Raw genomic sequence first — 14,068 nt, forward strand, 5'->3', positions numbered from 1 at the left:
GGAACTTCACGCGGACACCACCAGCTCCAGGTAGTCCTCGCTCCACAGATCCTCCTCGGACTCCGGCAGCAGCAGAACCCGGTCCGGGCGCAGCGCCGCGACGGCGGCCTCGTCGTGGGTGACCATGACGATCGCGCCCGGATACGTGCCCACCGCGGCCAGGACCTCGGCGCGGGAGGCCGGGTCCAGGTTGTTGGTGGGCTCGTCCAGGAGCAGCACGTTCGCGCCGGAGTGGACCAGACCCGCCAGGGCGAGGCGGGTTTTCTCCCCGCCGGACAGGACCTCGACGCGCTTGTGGACGTCATCCCCCTTGAACAGGAACGAGCCCAGCACACCCCGGACTTCGTCGTCCGTCAGGTGCGGGGCGGCCGCCGCGAGATGGGCGCCGACCGTCGACTCGGCGTCCAGCGTGTCGTGCTCCTGCGCGAAGTAGCCGAGCCGCAGCCCGGGTCCGTGCACCACCCTGCCGCCGTCGGGCGCGACCTGACCGGCCAGGACCCGCAACAGGGTCGTCTTTCCGGCCCCGTTGGGCCCGAGGACCACCAGACGACTGCCCCGCTCGACCGCCAGATCCACGCTGCTGAGGACCTGTTGACCGCCGTAGGACTTCGTCAGGCCGATCGCACCCAGCGGGATCCGCCCGCACGGCGCGGGCTCGGGCAGTCGGATGCGCGCCACCTTGTCCGCGCGCCGCACCGGTTCGAGGTCGGCCAGCAGGCGGTCGGCTCGCCGTGCCATGTTCTTCGCAGCCACCGCCGTCGACGCGCGGGCCCGCATCTTGTTCGCCTGCGTGTGCAGCGACGCCGCCTTGCGCTCCGCGCTCGCCCGCTCCCGCGCCCGCCGCCGCTCGTCGGCCGCGCGCTGGGCGAGGTAGGTGTCCCAGCCGGTGTTGTGCACGTCGATCGCGGCGCGCTGCGGATCCAGGTGGAAGACCCGGTTGACGGTGTCGGCGAGCAGGGAGGTGTCATGGCTGATGAGGACCATCCCCGCCTGATGGCCCGTCAAGTACGCGCGCAGCCAGGCGATCGCGCTCACATCCAGGTGGTTCGTCGGCTCGTCGAGCAGCAGGGTGCCGTGGTCCGCGAACAGGATGCGGGCCAGTTCCACCCGGCGGCGCTGCCCGCCCGACAGCGCACCGAGCGGCCGGCCGAGCAGTTCGTCGGGCAGACCGAGCCCGGCGGCGATCCGAGCCGCCTCGGCCTCCGCCGCGTACCCACCGCGGGCCTGGAACTCGGCCTCCGCACGCACATAGGCGTCCATCGCCCGCTCCGACCCGTCGGCCATGGCCGCCTCGGTACGCCGCAGGTCGCGTACGGCCTGGTCGAGGCCGCGCGCGGACAGGATGCGGTCGGTGACCGTGACCGCCGGGTCGGCGGCCCGTGAGTCCTGCGGTAGGTGGCCGACCGCGCCGGTACGGGTGACCGTCCCTGCGGCCGGACGCAGCGTGCCCGCAAGGGTGTTGAGCAGGGTGGTCTTTCCCGCGCCGTTGCGGCCCACCAGGCCGATTCGGTCGCCGGGGGAGACATGGAAGGAGATGCCGGACAGCAGCAGACGCGCGCCGACGCGCACGTCGACACCACGAACGGTGATCATGAGAAACGCTCCGAAGCAAGCAAAGAGGACACACGGGTGGCGTGGAAGCGGGTCCTGTAGCTAAGAGATTCGGGGCGTTGACATGCGGCCAGCGTAGCGGTGGCGCGCGGACGGGCGCCTGGGATTTTTTGCGCCCGATGCGGCGAGCCGGGCGGAGTGCGGGTGCGTCAGCGTGGCTGATCTGCGGGGCGACCGTCTCGACCGGGGTAGGGCGTCCCCCGGATCGGTGCCCCGGCCGTCTTTGCGTCATGCGGGCGCCCTGGTGACGCCCGTACGGTCAAATAGCGCTCCTCACGGCTGTGCCGGCAGGTCGAAACCCAGGGCCCGCGCCGCCTTTTCAGGCGTCGGCTGGGTCCACCGCTGAGCCATCGCCTCGTTCGAGGCCAGTGAGCGCAGTTCCGCCCGGTCGAGATACAGGACGCCGTCGAGATGGTCCGTCTCGTGCTGCACGATCCGCGCCGGCCAGCCGCTGAAGACCTCGTCCACGGTGCGTCCGTGCTCGTCCTGGCCCGTCAGCCGCACCTGCGCGTGCCGCGCCACGATCGCCTGCCAGCCCGGCACGCTCAGACAGCCCTCGAAGAAGGCCGCCCGCGCCGTCCCGACGGGCTCGTACGCCGGATTGACCAGTACCCGGAACGGCTGCGGCACCCGGCCGCGGGCCAGCCGCACCTCCTCCGGCACCGGAGCCTGATCCTCGATCACCGCGATCCGCAGCGGCACACCCACCTGCGGTGCGGCCAGGCCCACACCCGGTGCCTCGTGCATGGTGACGCGCAGGGCCTCGACGAAGCGCGCCAGCAGCGCGGGGGCGAGCTGGCCGTCGAAGCGCTCGGTGCCCCGTCGCAGGACCGGGTCACCCGCCGCGACGATGGGCAACGGGCCGCCGACGGCGAGAAGTTCCTCGACCTGCTCGGCAAGGGGCGCGTGGTTACGGGGAGTTGCCATCGGCCCAGGATGCCATGGACTTCGGTCACCACCGTCCCGGCGTGTGACGCGCACCACTCGCGTCGCCGGGAACTCGGCGTCCCCCGCCCCCGACTACTGGACCGCTACGCCCCTCACCTCCCCGTCCCCCGGAGAAGCCCGCCGATGTCCACCGCTCCCTCGACCTCCCCCACTTCCGGCTCCGCTCCAGCGGGGGGACCCCCACCGGACGACGCCTCGCAACCGGCCGTCGCCTCGGCGCCGTCACCCGGCCGCCTGGCACCGCTGCGCCCTCTGGTGCTACGACTGCACTTCTACGCCGGAGTGTTCGTCGCGCCGTTTCTGCTCATCGCCGCCGTCACCGGCTTTCTGTACGCCGGTGCCTTCCAGGCCGAGAAGCTCGTGTACGCCCACGAGTTGACCGTCGCAAAGGTCGGCGACACCAAGCTGCCGATATCCCAGCAGGTCACCGCCGCGCGCAAGGCGCACCCCGAGGGCACGGTCTCGGCGATACGACCCTCCCCGGAGGCCGACGCCACCACCCGCGTGATGCTGTCCGGCGTCAAGGGCGTCGACCCCGACCACACCCTCGCCGTCTTCGTCGACCCGTACACCGGCAAGGTGCGCGGCACCCTCGAACAGTACGGCTCGACGGGCGCGTTGCCGCTGCGGACCTGGATCGACGAGTTCCACCGCGATCTGCAGCTCGGTGACACCGGCCGGCTCTACAGCGAGTTCGCCGCGAGCTGGCTGTGGGTGATCTCCGGCGGTGGCCTGGTGCTGTGGTTCTCCCGCCGCCGGGCACTACGCAAGGTACGCGGCACCAGCGGGCGGCGCCGCACGCTCGGTCTGCACGGCACCGTCGGCGTCTGGGCCGCCGCCGGGTTCATCTTCCTGTCGGCGACCGGTCTGACCTGGTCGACCTACGCCGGGGCGAACATCGACACGCTGCGCACCTCGCTCGGCCAGGCCACCCCGTCGGTCTCGGCGACACCGGGTGGCGAGCACGCGGGGCACGGCGCCTCCGCCACCACCGGGGCGGGCCGACACGGAGTCGGCCTCGACAAGGTGCTGGCGGCGGCCCGGGCCAAGGGCCTCACCGACCCGGTGGAGATCGTGCCACCCGCCGACGCGAACTCCGCGTACGTCGTCAAGCAGGTGCAGCGCAGCTGGCCTGAGAAGCAGGACTCGGTGGCGGTCGCCCCCGCCACCGGCAAGGTCACCGACGAACTGCGCTTCGCCGACTACCCGCTGCTGGCCAAGCTGACCCGCTGGGGCATCGACCTGCACACGGGCGTCCTGTTCGGCCTGGTCAACCAGATCGCCCTGATGCTCTTGGCGCTCTCCCTCATCCTGCTGATCGTCTGGGGCTACCGCATGTGGTGGCAGCGCGGCCGCGGCTCCGCCTTCGGCCGGCCGATCCCACGTGGCGCCTGGCAGCAGGTACCGCCGCAGATCCTCGTCCCGGCGGTCGCCGTCATCGCCGTCCTCGGCTACTTCGTGCCGCTGCTCGGCATTCCGTCGGCCGCCTTCATCGTCGTCGACGTCCTCCTCGGCGAGATCGCCCACCGGAAGGGGCGGTCCACCCCCGCACCGGATGGGCAGTAGCGGGTCGGCGCAGGTCGGAGACAGGCATGGGGCCCGGTTCCTTCGTGAAACCGGGCCCCGGCCGCAGAGCCGTAGAACTACGGTGTCTCTCAGACCTGCTCGAAGTCGCCCGCGAGCGCCGAAGCGATCCGCATGTGCGACTCGGCCTCCTCGTGCCGCCCCTGACGCTGGAGCGTGCGGCCGAGCATCAGCCGGGCGTAGTGCTCCACCGGGTCGCGCTCGACGATGAGACGCAACTCGTTCTCCGCGCGCCGCAGTTGGGCCGAGTGGTAGTAGGCCCGCGCCAGCAGCAGCCGCGGTCCGGTCTGCTCCGGCACCTCCTCGACCAGCCCGCCCAGCACGCGCGCCGCGGCGGCGTAGTCCTTGGCGTCGAAGAACATCTGCGCGCGCTCCCAGCGCTCCGCCGGTGTTCCGTGGCCGTAGTACGTGATCTCCACTCGTGACCTCCTTCACGCACTCCAACCGAACTAGGTCGTTGAACATTCCACTACGTGTGCGGGTGTGTCGGGGAGGGTGCTCAGGCGGTCAGTGCGGCCAGCTCTGCGTCGGCCCGCTCGGCCACCAGGGCCAGCACGCGCCCGGCCGCCGCCAGGTCCTCCGCCGGGATGCCGGCATAGATCCGGGCGGAGATCACCGCGGTCTCGGCGCTGACTTCGGCGTGGAAAGCCCGACCGGCATCGGTGGCGCGGACGCCGAGCGCCTCGGCGGCCACCAGCCCCTTGGCGATCAGCTCCTCTATGACGCCCTGCACTTCGGCCGCCCCGACCTTGAGCGCACCGGCGACCTGTCCGACGAGCTCTTCGCGCTCGAGCGGGCCTTCGGCGGCGAGCGGTCGCAGGGTGATCTGCTGCTGGAAGGTGGCACCGTGGCGGGCCAGTACCTGCTCCAGGACGGCGCGGCCGGCGTAGTGGGCCAGGGCGATGACGCGAGGGTCGACGGGCGGTGCGCTGCTGTACGTGGTGGTGGGTGCGGTGGTGGTCATGACTACTCCTTCTCGCTGTCGGTGTTCTCGCCGAGCGGATCAAGAGGTGCGTCGATCAGGGTCGCCAACTCCCGGGTGAACTCCCGTGTCCGCGGGCTGTCGAGGCCGCCGAGCGGCTGCAGCAACTGCTGCAGAAGCCCTTGTACGACCTTGATCGCGCGCCCGGTGACCTCGCGGCCCTGCTCGGTGAGGGCCAACTGCACGGCGCGCGGATCCTTGCGGTCCCGGGTGCGTTCGATCAGGCCGGCTGCTTCCAGGGCGCGGGCCAGTTTGGACACGTACAGCGGCTCGAGGCCCGTCACGTCGGCGAGGCGGCGCTGGCTGGGACGCTCCCCGCTGCGCTGCATGCCGTACAGCGAGGCCACCAGCGAGTACTGCGCGTGCGTGAGCCCGAGCGGGGCCACCGCCCGGTCGACGGCCACCCGCCACTTCATCGACAGCCGCCACACCAGGAAGCCGGGCGTGGCCTTCTCGGAACCTGTGCTCATGGCAGATACAGTACATGGCTACTATGTCCATGGCTAGTATTTCTCCGGGGGTGGGCGAGAACGCCCGGGGGACGGACTGACGGGATGCCCTCGACGGGGCTAGGTTGGCGCCATGAGCAATCTTGATCGCGAGCCGGTTCCCGCCGTGTGCGGCGGCCGTGGATTCGTCGTGGCGGAGCCCGTCCGTGAACTCCTCAGCCCTCGCCGCGTCAAGCTCGGCGAGTCGTCCGAAGTGCGCCGCCTGCTGCCCAACCTGGGGCGCCGCATGGTCGGCGCCTGGTGCTTCGTCGATCACTACGGCCCCGACGACATCGCCGACGAACCCGGGATGCAGGTGCCGCCGCACCCGCACATGGGCCTGCAGACGGTGAGCTGGCTGCACGAGGGTGAGGTGCTGCACCGCGACTCCACCGGCAGCCTGCAGACGATCCGTCCCCGCGAACTGGGCCTGATGACCTCCGGACGGGCCATCAGCCACTCCGAGGAGAGCCCGCGGCCCCACGCCCGTTTCCTGCACGGCGCGCAGCTGTGGGTGGCCCTCCCGGACGGCCACCGCCACACCGACCCCCACTTCGAGCACCACGCCGAACTGCCGCGCGTCACGGCTCCCGGCCTCAAGGCCACGCTGATCCTCGGCACGCTCGACGGCGCGACCTCGCCCGGAACGACGTACACCCCGATCGTCGGCGCCGACCTCACCCTCGCCCGCGGCGCGGACGTACGCCTGCCGCTGGAGCCGGACTTCGAGTACGCCGTCCTGTCCATGTCCGGCGAGGCCCACGTGGACGGAGTGCCGGTCCTGCCGGGTTCGATGCTCTACCTCGGCTGCGGCCGCACCGAACTCCCACTGCGCGCCGAGTCGGACGCGGGCCTGATGCTCCTGGGCGGCGAGCCCTTCGAGGAGGAGCTGATCATGTTCTGGAACTGGATCGGACGGTCGCAGGAGGAGATCGTGCAGGCGCGCCGGGACTGGATGGAAGGGTCGCGTTTCGGCGAGGTGAAGGGGTACGACGGGGACCCCCTTCGGGCCCCGGAGCTGCCGGTGACGCCTCTGAAGCCACGGGGCAGAGTGCGCTGACCTGCTGAAATGGCAGATTTCTTGCGATGGGTGGGTGACGTGCGGTCGAGGCTCAGCCCCGCCCATCGATCATTCGGGGGAGGGCGGCTGGGTCCGCCGCAGGTCCGATGTGTGGTCCCGGATGTGTGGTCCCGAGTGATTCCACTGCTGACGGATGCCCTTTCGGCTCTGTCCGCGTGGACCTTGGTGTCGGGTTACCGGCGCTCGGTCAGCCCGCCCGAGGCGCGCACCCGTTCCCGGGCGAGGTCGCCGAGCATGAACGGAGGCAGGCCATCACTCCCTGGGCGACACGTTTTGGCCGGGGCGAGGATGAGCGGATTCTGGCGGCCGCGCGGGCTGGCCGGGGTTCAGAGGGCCAGGCGGCGAATGGCGACTGCGGCCGCGTCGTCGTCGAGGTGTCCTTGGACGTGGGCCAGCAGGTCGTCCTGTAGGTGGCGCAGGAGTTCGTCGGGGTCGTCCTTGGTCCACTCGGGTGCCCGTTCGGCAAAGGGATAGAACAGTCCGTCGGCGTTGCGCGCTTCGATGACGCCGTCGGTGTAGAGGAGTAGCAGGTCGCCCACCTCGAACGGGAAAGTCTGGACCTCGTAGGCGGTGATGCCGAAGACCCCGCCGAATCCGATCGGGAGGTGGCTCGCCTCGGCCGTGAGGGGGATGAGCCGACTGCCGCGCAGGAGGAGCGGCGGTGGGTGGCCGCAGGTGATGAGGTGGACGACCGGATCGTGGTCGGGGATGTCGAGCAGTGTGGCGGTGGCGAAGTCCTCGTTGGTGTCCTGCTCTGTCTGTGGTCGCCACTGGCTGGTGTCCCAGCGGAACGCGGCGTCCAGGTGGACGGCGAGGCGGGGGAGGGTGGCTTGCCGATGGGCGGCCGCGCGGAAGGCGCCGAGCAGGAGGGCGGCGTTGTTGATCGCGGCCAGGCCGTTGCCGCGCACATCGCCGATGAGGAGCCGGGTGCTGTGGTCGGCGGTGCGGGCGGCGGCGTAGAGGTCGCCGCCCAGGTCGGCCTCTTCCTCGGCAGGGATGTACAGGCCGGCGATGCGCAGCGGGCCGGTGTGGGTGGGCAGGGGCTGCAGCAGCACACTCTGCGCCGCCTCGGCCACCGACCGCACCCGGTGCAACTGCTGCTCACGGCGGTCCCGCACGACGCAGATGGTGACACAGATGGTGGAGACGACGATCAGGGCAGCGATCTGGACCTGGATGTTGGCGGTGGGCAGGGCCCCTCTGAGGACGCCGATCAGCACCTGGGCCGCCACCGCGAGAGCCCCCATCAGGGCCGTGACGCGGGCGCCGGCGAACGCCACCGTGATCGCGGGCGCCGCCACGAGCAGTGGACCGAGGTGGATGTGCGGCGGAGACAGCACATCCACTACACAGACCGCGACGATCAGCCCGAGCGGAATCGCGAGAAGCGCGGGTGCGTGACCCGGCTGCCAGGAACGCTTGGAGTCCGGCCGTGGTCGAAGGGCCATGACCCAAGCGTCCCACCTGCCTCCGCATACGGGGATGTGGCCCGCTTCAAGGTAGTGGAGAAGGGGGAAGGGATCTCGCCTGGTCGTGCACCGGGCCAGGGGCCCTGGTGTGCCGCGCCATTGCGTGCGGTGGTTGCGTCAGCCCGGCGGCGGACGGGGACGGTGTGATCATGTCGTCGGCGACGCGGTAGCCGTCAAAGCTCATGCCGCACGCGCCGCTGTGACTGCGCCTGTGTCTTGACTGTGTGCCCCCGCTCATCTGGAAGGTGATCGCACATGGCCAAGAAGAGACGTGGCAGCGTTGTTGCAACAGCGGTGGCGGCGAGTGTGATCGGCGTCGGCGTCGCACTGTCCCCCGGTGCCGCCGACGCCCGCGGCGTGACCGCTCCCAACGTCCTGTCGCCCGGGCTCGCCGAGCACCCCGTCGCACAGGGCTCCCTGAAGCTGGAGAACCCGACCGACCAGGTCCCGTACTACGGATACCTCGGCGACGCCACCCTGTTGCCCGACCCCACCATCAAGCAGGCCCAGGGCGTGAAGATCGAGGCCAGCAAGACCGAGCCCGACAAGAACACCTACCTGCGGCTGTCCGGCCCGCACGGCGCCGACGCGTCGTACCTGTACGGCACGCACCCGGTACATCACCCGCATCAACCTCGACGCCGGCCAGGCGCACCGGTGTGTTTCCTGGCGTCAGCGACTCCCTTCTCGGTGGCCACGTGCTCGGCCCGGTCCTGCTCCTGGAGGACGAGAAACCCCACGGGCTGTCTCTGTGCAGTGATGGTGAAGTGGGGATGTGCCCTGCGGCGGCGATGAGACGGAGGTGCGAAGCCGGTTTGTCCGGCCGCAGGTGTGTCCTTCGGCCTCGGCGGCGGTGAGTAGCGCCTGGATGAGCCGGAGAGCGCGTCCCTGGACGGGCTTGGTCAGGCCGGGCGGCTGGCGTTCGTTCTGCATGGCCCGGATGACGGTGGGCGGCCGCGTGAGCCGCGAGGGCACGGGGAGGGGTCGAGGACGGCAAGGCGCCAGGCGGGAATGTCGACGAGCTTGATCTCGTACCCGCCACGACACCGGCTTCCGTACAGCTCCTTTGTCTCCGGAATCCTTCCGGACCTGCGTGCGGCGGCGACGCGGGGCGGCCACTTCTCCAAGTCGGGACCGCTGCCGCTCTTGAGGGGATGCCCGCCGAAACGGAGCAGGATGATGTTGCCGGCGCCCTGCACTGGGCCCCGGCATGACAAGCTGTGCTTGCCCAACCCCCCGAACCCAGGAGGTCACCATGACCGCAGAGCGCGCATCTACGGAAGGTTCGGAGCCGGCTGCCCCCGAGACGTCCCCTCTGGAGCCGGACGGCGACGGCAACTACGACCTCAAGCGCAAGTTCCGCGAAGCCCTGGCGCGCAAGCGCGGTGCGCAGGCGGATGCCGCTGATATTGCCGCCAAGTCCGATGCGTCGAAGGTGCGTTCGGCGCACGGCCCGGCTGCGAGCCAGCGGTCGTTCAGGCGCAAGAGCGGCGGCTGAGCCGATGAGTCCCGCGATCTAACCTCTTCACCGGCACTCGCGCCATCCACTCGCGCGTCCCGTGCAGTGCCCCGCGACGTGCGCATGTCCGTGCGCGCGTCGCGGGCGGGGCGTAGCCGGCGGACTTGCCTGGGGAATGGCCGGGAGTTCGAGCAGGCGGTCCTGGAGCGGGGCGCCGGGGCCGTCGCCCGCAACACCGACTCCCTCGCGGACCTGCTGGTCGCCGACGGCGAGGCGATGCGCCTCGTCGAGCCCGGCGGCTTCGCCACCGTCCGGTCCGGGCGTGCCGACCTCGCTGCTCGCGGGGCTGCGACAGCAACGGCGGCCGGGCTGTGGCTCAGGCGTCGATGATGACGGGGATGATGAGGGGTTTGCGGCGGTGGGTGCGGAACGCCCAGTTCGCCACGGCGCGGGCGACGAGTTGTTCGAGTTGGCGGGCGTCCCCGACGCCTTCCTCGGCTGCGGTGGCCAGGGTCTTCTCGATGACGGGGACGACCGGCTCGAAGGTGGTGTCGTCGTGGACGAAGCCCCGGGCGAGGAAGTCGGGGGCCTCGGCGAGGGCGCCGGTGTCCGCGTCGACGATCGCCACCACTGTGACCACGCCTTCGGCGGCGAGGGTGAGGCGGTCCTTGAGGGACGCTTCGGTGGCGCCGCCGACTTCCATGCCGTCCACGTAGACGTTGCCGGCGGGGACCTTGCCGGTGATGGATGCGCGCCCGTCGACGAGGTCGACGACGACGCCGTCCTCGGCGATGACGACGCGTTCGGGGTCGACACCGGTACGGATGGCGAGGTCGGCGTTGGCCCGCAGGTGGCGCCATTCGCCGTGCACGGGCATGACGTTGCGGGGTTTGACGATGTTGTAGCAGTAGACGAGTTCGCCGGCGCTGGCGTGCCCGGAGACGTGCACCTTGGCGTTGCCCTTGTGGACCACGTGGGCGCCCCACCGGGTGAGTCCGTTGATCACCCGGTAGATGGCGTTCTCGTTGCCGGGGATCAAGGAGCTGGCGAGCAGGACGGTGTCGCCCTTGCCGATGCGGATCACGTGATCGCGGTTGGCCATCCGTGACAGCGCGGCCATCGGTTCGCCCTGGGAGCCGGTGCACACCAGGGTGATCTTGTGGTCCGGGAGCTTCTCCAGCTCCTTCGTGCTCACGACCAGACCGGAGGGGACCTTCAGATAGCCAAGGTCACGGGCGATGCCCATGTTGCGGACCATCGACCGGCCGACGAAGGCGACCTTGCGGCCGTGCTGGTGGGCGGCGTCCAGGATCTGCTGGATGCGGTGCACGTGGCTGGCGAAGCTGGAGACGATGACCCGGCGCGGCGCGGTGCGCATCACCTGCTCGATCGCCGGGTTCAGCTCTCGCTCGGAGGTGGTGAAGCCGGGGACTTCGGCGTTGGTGGAGTCGGTGAGGAACAGGTCCACGCCCTCCTCGCCGAGGCGGGCGAAGGCGCGCAGATCGGTGATGCGGTCGTCGAGAGGGAACTGGTCCATCTTGAAGTCACCGGTGTGCAGCACCATCCCGGCCCGGGTGCGGATCGCGACCGCGAGGCTGTCGGGGATGGAGTGGTTGACCGCCACGAACTCGCAGTCGAAGGGCCCGAAGCCGCGCCGGTCGCCCTCCCGCACCCGCACCGTGCGCGGCCGGATGCCGTGTTCCTTGAGCTTGGCCTCCAGGAAGGCCAGCGTCAGCTTGGAGCCGACGACGGGAATGTCGGACCGCTCGCGCAGCAGGTACGGCACGCCGCCGATGTGGTCCTCGTGGCCGTGGGTGAGGACAACGGCCACGATGTCGTCCAGCCGGTCCCGGATCGAGGTGAAGTCCGGCAGGATCACGTCCACGCCGGGCTGGGTCTCCTCGGGGAACAGCACGCCGCAGTCGACGATGAGCAACTTGCCCGCGTGCTCGAAGACGGTCATGTTGCGGCCGATCTCACCCAGGCCGCCCAGGGCAATGACCCGCAGCCCTCCTTCGGCAAGGGGCGGTGCGGCTTTCAGCTCGGGGTGCGGATGACTCATACCCTGACGGTACCCGGAGAGCGGGACAGGATGATCCATTGCCTGTGCGATCTCCCTTTCCCGACGGAGCGGGGCACCCGCAGCGTGCCTCGGCACGATCGGATCACGCCGGCGACCGGGGACAGGGAGTGGTGAAAGCGGTAGCACCTTCCGTGACCGAACCGTTCGCCCGGTGCTGGAGAAGATCGCGTGCACCCTGTTGTGTTCCGGCGTTCGCTGCCTCCCGGCGGGCCTCGGCACTGGTCCACTCGCAGTGGTCGAGACCCGGTGTCTTCGGCGCTCGGGAGCAAGGGGGCTGAGAGGGCAGCGAGGCAGCTTCCTTCGCCGGGCAGACAGATGGCGGTGTCCCAGAAGCGCTTGCCGCCCCCGCCCGCTGTGCAGGAAGCCGATGTGGCGCCCCATCGAACTCGACGATGAGGTCGTGTGGGGGCGACTCGTCGATCTCGAGCCGGTTCCGGGAAGTCGAAGGTGACGTCGTGTGAGGAGGGGCCGGTCACGCATGATCGGTGGGGCCCACCCGGAGAACAGCCGGCGGCGGGGAGAGGCCATGCCTCGCCGCAGCCTTGTGCAGAAGAAGGGCGCGAAACTGCTTGATCACCATCGGCCGAGCCTCACAGGCGATCCATCCCTTCGTTCCGGGCCGGATGTCGGCGCGTTTTCGCTAGCGGCTTCCGTCATGCCGTTATAGCGTTGTGATCAGCAGTCGTGGTTCCGAAGTTCCGTTCGCCCGTGATCGCCTCACGGGCGTTCTTGCTGTTCAGCGCCTCTCCGGACCAGGGCGATCACCTCCCGGTCGCGCAGGGTGCGTGCCCGGTTTCCCTCAAAGGAGACAGTCATGGCCAAGGGCACAGTGAAGTGGTTCAACAGCGAGAAGGGCTTCGGCTTCATCGAGCAGGAGGGCGGCGGCCCCGACGTCTTCGCCCACTACTCCAACATCGCCAGCCAGGGCTACCGCGAGCTGCAGGAGGGACAGAAGGTCGAGTTCGACGTCACGCAGGGCCAGAAGGGCCCTCAGGCTGAGAACATCCGCCCCGCCTGATCGCGCCCGGTAAGGGCCCGGCATCCCGGCTTCGGGACGCCAGGCCCTTACCGTCGCACGACGGTTCATCTGAGGCGCTGGTCTCGAGCGCACGTGGGGACTAGCGGGGGCGCCTCCGCGGCCGTGGTGGTGTTGGGGTACCGGAATCCGCGTCGGCGAACTTGATCAATCGATGGCGAGTCCGTGCTGGAATCCGCTCCATCGCCGTTGACGGTGCACACGGGACCTGCGTGATCTTCAGCGGCGGTGCGACCAGTACTTCGAGTCCGCCAACAAGCCCGCCCAGTTCCTGCCTCACTCCAACTACCAGCTCCACCCGAGCACCGACAACGGCGGCAGCTCGTTCGCGCAGGACGCCACCTTCTGCCGCGGGCTAGCGTCTGCGCGTCACCTGGATGCCGACCACACGTAAAGCAACAGCCTTGCCTCTCAGTGATTCCACGGATGTGGAGCCGTGCCCCGCGCGCGTACGGTTCTCCGACGGCATTCGCGGCTCCGATCGCTTCCGTCGGCTGGCAGGGGCGCCTGTGATCAGCGTGGCGGTGGCGGGGCCAGGGGGACAGGGGGAGGCGGTGCGGGAACCGGATGGGGCGCTGGCGTTGGCAGCCGAGCGTGGCTTCGGCCGATATATTGGATACGCATGCCCGGGGGTCGGCGGTGCCGGGGAGGCACTGTTCTACGGCGGTGGTCTGGGCGTCGGTCTCTCGGTCCTGGGCTTCGTCCACGTCTACGACGGGGGACGACTGCACGTGGTCGTGCTTCTGGTCGCCCTTCTCCTGCTCGGCTTCGGCGCACTCTGGATCGGTCCGGCCGTCCTGCGGCGGTTCAGGCGGCGCGCGGGAGGCCCCACGCCACGGCTGTACTGCTTCGAGGACGGTGTCGTGGTGGCTGTCGGCGTTGGCATGCGGTCCTTCGGCTGGACGGAGGTTGGTCTCGACAACGAGGACTGGGAGCACCCTGGCTACGAAGGCAAGCACTCCGGGACGCGCCGAGTGCTCAGGGCACCGGACGGCAGCGTTCTCGCCGAGTTCTCCGGGCGGGAGCCGGAGGGGGCCGGGGCCTTTCGTATGGCACAACTCCACCAGGCGGCGCGGGATCGATGCCCTCGCGACGGTGTTGAGGGCCAGGACGGACGAGGCGTGGTCTGAAGGGAGCCGTACGACAGGTCTCGAACCGTGCGTCGCCCCGCCTCCCGCGCCGTCGAGAGGCCTGCTCCCAGCAGTCCTGTTCGCGCCGGCGACGGCCGGCCACGAGGGCAGGACGAGCAATCCAGCGGTGCTGGGCGCGTGGTCCAGCAGGCCGGTCAGGACGTCGCAGGGGATGGATGGGCGAAGGTCATCACGGT

At 70.2% G+C, this 14,068-nt stretch carries 15 protein-coding genes and 1 pseudogene; 9 read left to right on the forward strand and 7 right to left on the reverse strand.

Annotated features, from left to right (window positions below; translation table 11 throughout):
- Positions 1-6: 6 nt before the first annotated feature.
- Both ABD355_RS16510 and ABD355_RS16515 read right to left on the reverse strand, forming a co-directional pair.
- Positions 7-1,593, reverse strand: coding sequence for an ABC-F family ATP-binding cassette domain-containing protein (locus ABD355_RS16510; protein WP_344401063.1), 1,587 nt, complete (start codon positions 1,591-1,593; stop codon positions 7-9).
- 291 nt (positions 1,594-1,884) lie between these two features.
- Complete coding sequence (locus tag ABD355_RS16515) at positions 1,885-2,538, reverse strand: peptide deformylase (protein ID WP_344401064.1); 654 nt, start codon at positions 2,536-2,538, stop codon at positions 1,885-1,887.
- Between the two features lie 144 nt (positions 2,539-2,682).
- On the opposite strand from ABD355_RS16515, the gene ABD355_RS16520 reads away from it, so the two are divergent.
- Entirely contained in the window at positions 2,683-4,125 is a 1,443-nt protein-coding gene (locus ABD355_RS16520) for a PepSY-associated TM helix domain-containing protein (RefSeq protein ID WP_344401065.1), read from the forward strand.
- A gap of 89 nt (positions 4,126-4,214) precedes the next feature.
- Here ABD355_RS16520 and ABD355_RS16525 read toward each other — a convergent pair whose 3' ends face one another.
- From ABD355_RS16525 to ABD355_RS16535, 3 genes are all read right to left on the reverse strand, one after another.
- Positions 4,215-4,562, reverse strand: a complete 348-nt coding sequence (locus ABD355_RS16525; RefSeq protein WP_344401066.1) for a tetratricopeptide repeat protein — start codon at positions 4,560-4,562, stop codon at positions 4,215-4,217.
- An 80-nt stretch (positions 4,563-4,642) separates the two neighbouring features.
- Positions 4,643-5,107 (reverse strand): MarR family winged helix-turn-helix transcriptional regulator, encoded by a 465-nt coding sequence (locus tag ABD355_RS16530; protein ID WP_344401068.1) that lies wholly within the window; start codon positions 5,105-5,107, stop codon positions 4,643-4,645.
- Between the two features lie 2 nt (positions 5,108-5,109).
- The gene (locus tag ABD355_RS16535; RefSeq protein WP_344401069.1) at positions 5,110-5,595 is read right to left on the reverse strand and encodes a MarR family winged helix-turn-helix transcriptional regulator; all 486 of its coding nucleotides are present in this window, start codon (positions 5,593-5,595) and stop codon (positions 5,110-5,112) included.
- A gap of 112 nt (positions 5,596-5,707) precedes the next feature.
- Between ABD355_RS16535 and ABD355_RS16540 the strand changes: the two genes are divergently transcribed.
- A complete protein-coding gene (locus tag ABD355_RS16540; protein WP_344401070.1) occupies positions 5,708-6,673 on the forward strand; it encodes a pirin family protein in 966 nt (321 codons plus the stop codon).
- A gap of 347 nt (positions 6,674-7,020) precedes the next feature.
- On the opposite strand, the gene ABD355_RS16545 is transcribed toward ABD355_RS16540, so the two are convergent.
- Positions 7,021-8,142 carry a PP2C family protein-serine/threonine phosphatase gene (locus ABD355_RS16545; RefSeq protein WP_344401071.1) on the reverse strand — a complete coding sequence of 374 codons (1,122 nt, stop codon included), beginning with the start codon at positions 8,140-8,142 and terminating at the stop codon, positions 7,021-7,023.
- Positions 8,143-8,418: 276 nt separating this feature from the next.
- Between ABD355_RS16545 and ABD355_RS16550 the strand changes: the two genes are divergently transcribed.
- The 3 genes from ABD355_RS16550 (at position 8,419) to ABD355_RS16560 (ending at position 10,012) form a co-directional block, all read left to right on the forward strand.
- A complete protein-coding gene (locus ABD355_RS16550) occupies positions 8,419-8,958 on the forward strand; it encodes a hypothetical protein (RefSeq protein ID WP_344401072.1) in 540 nt (179 codons plus the stop codon).
- Between the two features lie 460 nt (positions 8,959-9,418).
- Complete coding sequence (locus ABD355_RS16555; protein ID WP_344401073.1) at positions 9,419-9,661, forward strand: DUF5302 domain-containing protein; 243 nt, start codon at positions 9,419-9,421, stop codon at positions 9,659-9,661.
- Positions 9,662-9,745: 84 nt separating this feature from the next.
- Positions 9,746-10,012, forward strand: coding sequence for a hypothetical protein (locus ABD355_RS16560; protein WP_344401074.1), 267 nt, complete (start codon positions 9,746-9,748; stop codon positions 10,010-10,012).
- On the opposite strand, the gene ABD355_RS16565 is transcribed toward ABD355_RS16560, so the two are convergent.
- The gene (locus tag ABD355_RS16565) at positions 9,999-11,684 is read right to left on the reverse strand and encodes a ribonuclease J (RefSeq protein ID WP_344401075.1); all 1,686 of its coding nucleotides are present in this window, start codon (positions 11,682-11,684) and stop codon (positions 9,999-10,001) included. The genes ABD355_RS16560 and ABD355_RS16565 overlap by 14 nt on opposite strands.
- Positions 11,685-12,519: 835 nt before the next feature.
- Between ABD355_RS16565 and ABD355_RS16570 the strand changes: the two genes are divergently transcribed.
- From ABD355_RS16570 to ABD355_RS16585, 4 genes and pseudogenes are all read left to right on the forward strand, one after another.
- Positions 12,520-12,723: a cold-shock protein gene (locus ABD355_RS16570; RefSeq protein WP_014670069.1), complete on the forward strand. Its 204-nt coding sequence runs from the start codon at positions 12,520-12,522 to the stop codon at positions 12,721-12,723.
- A 69-nt stretch (positions 12,724-12,792) separates the two neighbouring features.
- Positions 12,793-12,989 (forward strand): annotated as a pseudogene (locus ABD355_RS16575) (YdcF family protein); the annotation flags it as partial.
- Between the two features lie 23 nt (positions 12,990-13,012).
- On the forward strand, positions 13,013-13,135 hold the full coding sequence (locus tag ABD355_RS16580; protein ID WP_344401233.1) for an AbfB domain-containing protein: 123 nt from the start codon (positions 13,013-13,015) through the stop codon (positions 13,133-13,135).
- Positions 13,136-13,295: 160 nt separating this feature from the next.
- Positions 13,296-13,871, forward strand: coding sequence for a hypothetical protein (locus ABD355_RS16585; RefSeq protein ID WP_344401077.1), 576 nt, complete (start codon positions 13,296-13,298; stop codon positions 13,869-13,871).
- Positions 13,872-14,068 lie beyond the last annotated feature (197 nt).

Origin of the sequence: Streptomyces longisporus (assembly GCF_039532765.1) — a bacterium.
Lineage (GTDB): Bacteria > Actinomycetota > Actinomycetes > Streptomycetales > Streptomycetaceae > Streptomyces > Streptomyces longisporus.

Bases quoted from the DNA above. Each gene is read 5' to 3' on its own strand.
- ABD355_RS16510 (WP_344401063.1), bottom strand. From the start codon at position 1,593: ATGATCACCGTTCGTGGTGTCGACGTGCGCGTCGGCGCGCGTCTGCTG.
- ABD355_RS16515 (WP_344401064.1), bottom strand. From the start codon at position 2,538: ATGGCAACTCCCCGTAACCACGCGCCCCTTGCCGAGCAGGTCGAGGAA.
- ABD355_RS16520 (WP_344401065.1), top strand. From the start codon at position 2,683: ATGTCCACCGCTCCCTCGACCTCCCCCACTTCCGGCTCCGCTCCAGCG.
- ABD355_RS16530 (WP_344401068.1), bottom strand. From the start codon at position 5,107: ATGACCACCACCGCACCCACCACCACGTACAGCAGCGCACCGCCCGTC.
- ABD355_RS16535 (WP_344401069.1), bottom strand. From the start codon at position 5,595: ATGAGCACAGGTTCCGAGAAGGCCACGCCCGGCTTCCTGGTGTGGCGG.
- ABD355_RS16540 (WP_344401070.1), top strand. From the start codon at position 5,708: ATGAGCAATCTTGATCGCGAGCCGGTTCCCGCCGTGTGCGGCGGCCGT.
- ABD355_RS16545 (WP_344401071.1), bottom strand. From the start codon at position 8,142: ATGGCCCTTCGACCACGGCCGGACTCCAAGCGTTCCTGGCAGCCGGGT.
- ABD355_RS16550 (WP_344401072.1), top strand. From the start codon at position 8,419: ATGGCCAAGAAGAGACGTGGCAGCGTTGTTGCAACAGCGGTGGCGGCG.
- ABD355_RS16555 (WP_344401073.1), top strand. From the start codon at position 9,419: ATGACCGCAGAGCGCGCATCTACGGAAGGTTCGGAGCCGGCTGCCCCC.
- ABD355_RS16560 (WP_344401074.1), top strand. From the start codon at position 9,746: ATGTCCGTGCGCGCGTCGCGGGCGGGGCGTAGCCGGCGGACTTGCCTG.
- ABD355_RS16565 (WP_344401075.1), bottom strand. From the start codon at position 11,684: ATGAGTCATCCGCACCCCGAGCTGAAAGCCGCACCGCCCCTTGCCGAA.
- ABD355_RS16570 (WP_014670069.1), top strand. From the start codon at position 12,520: ATGGCCAAGGGCACAGTGAAGTGGTTCAACAGCGAGAAGGGCTTCGGC.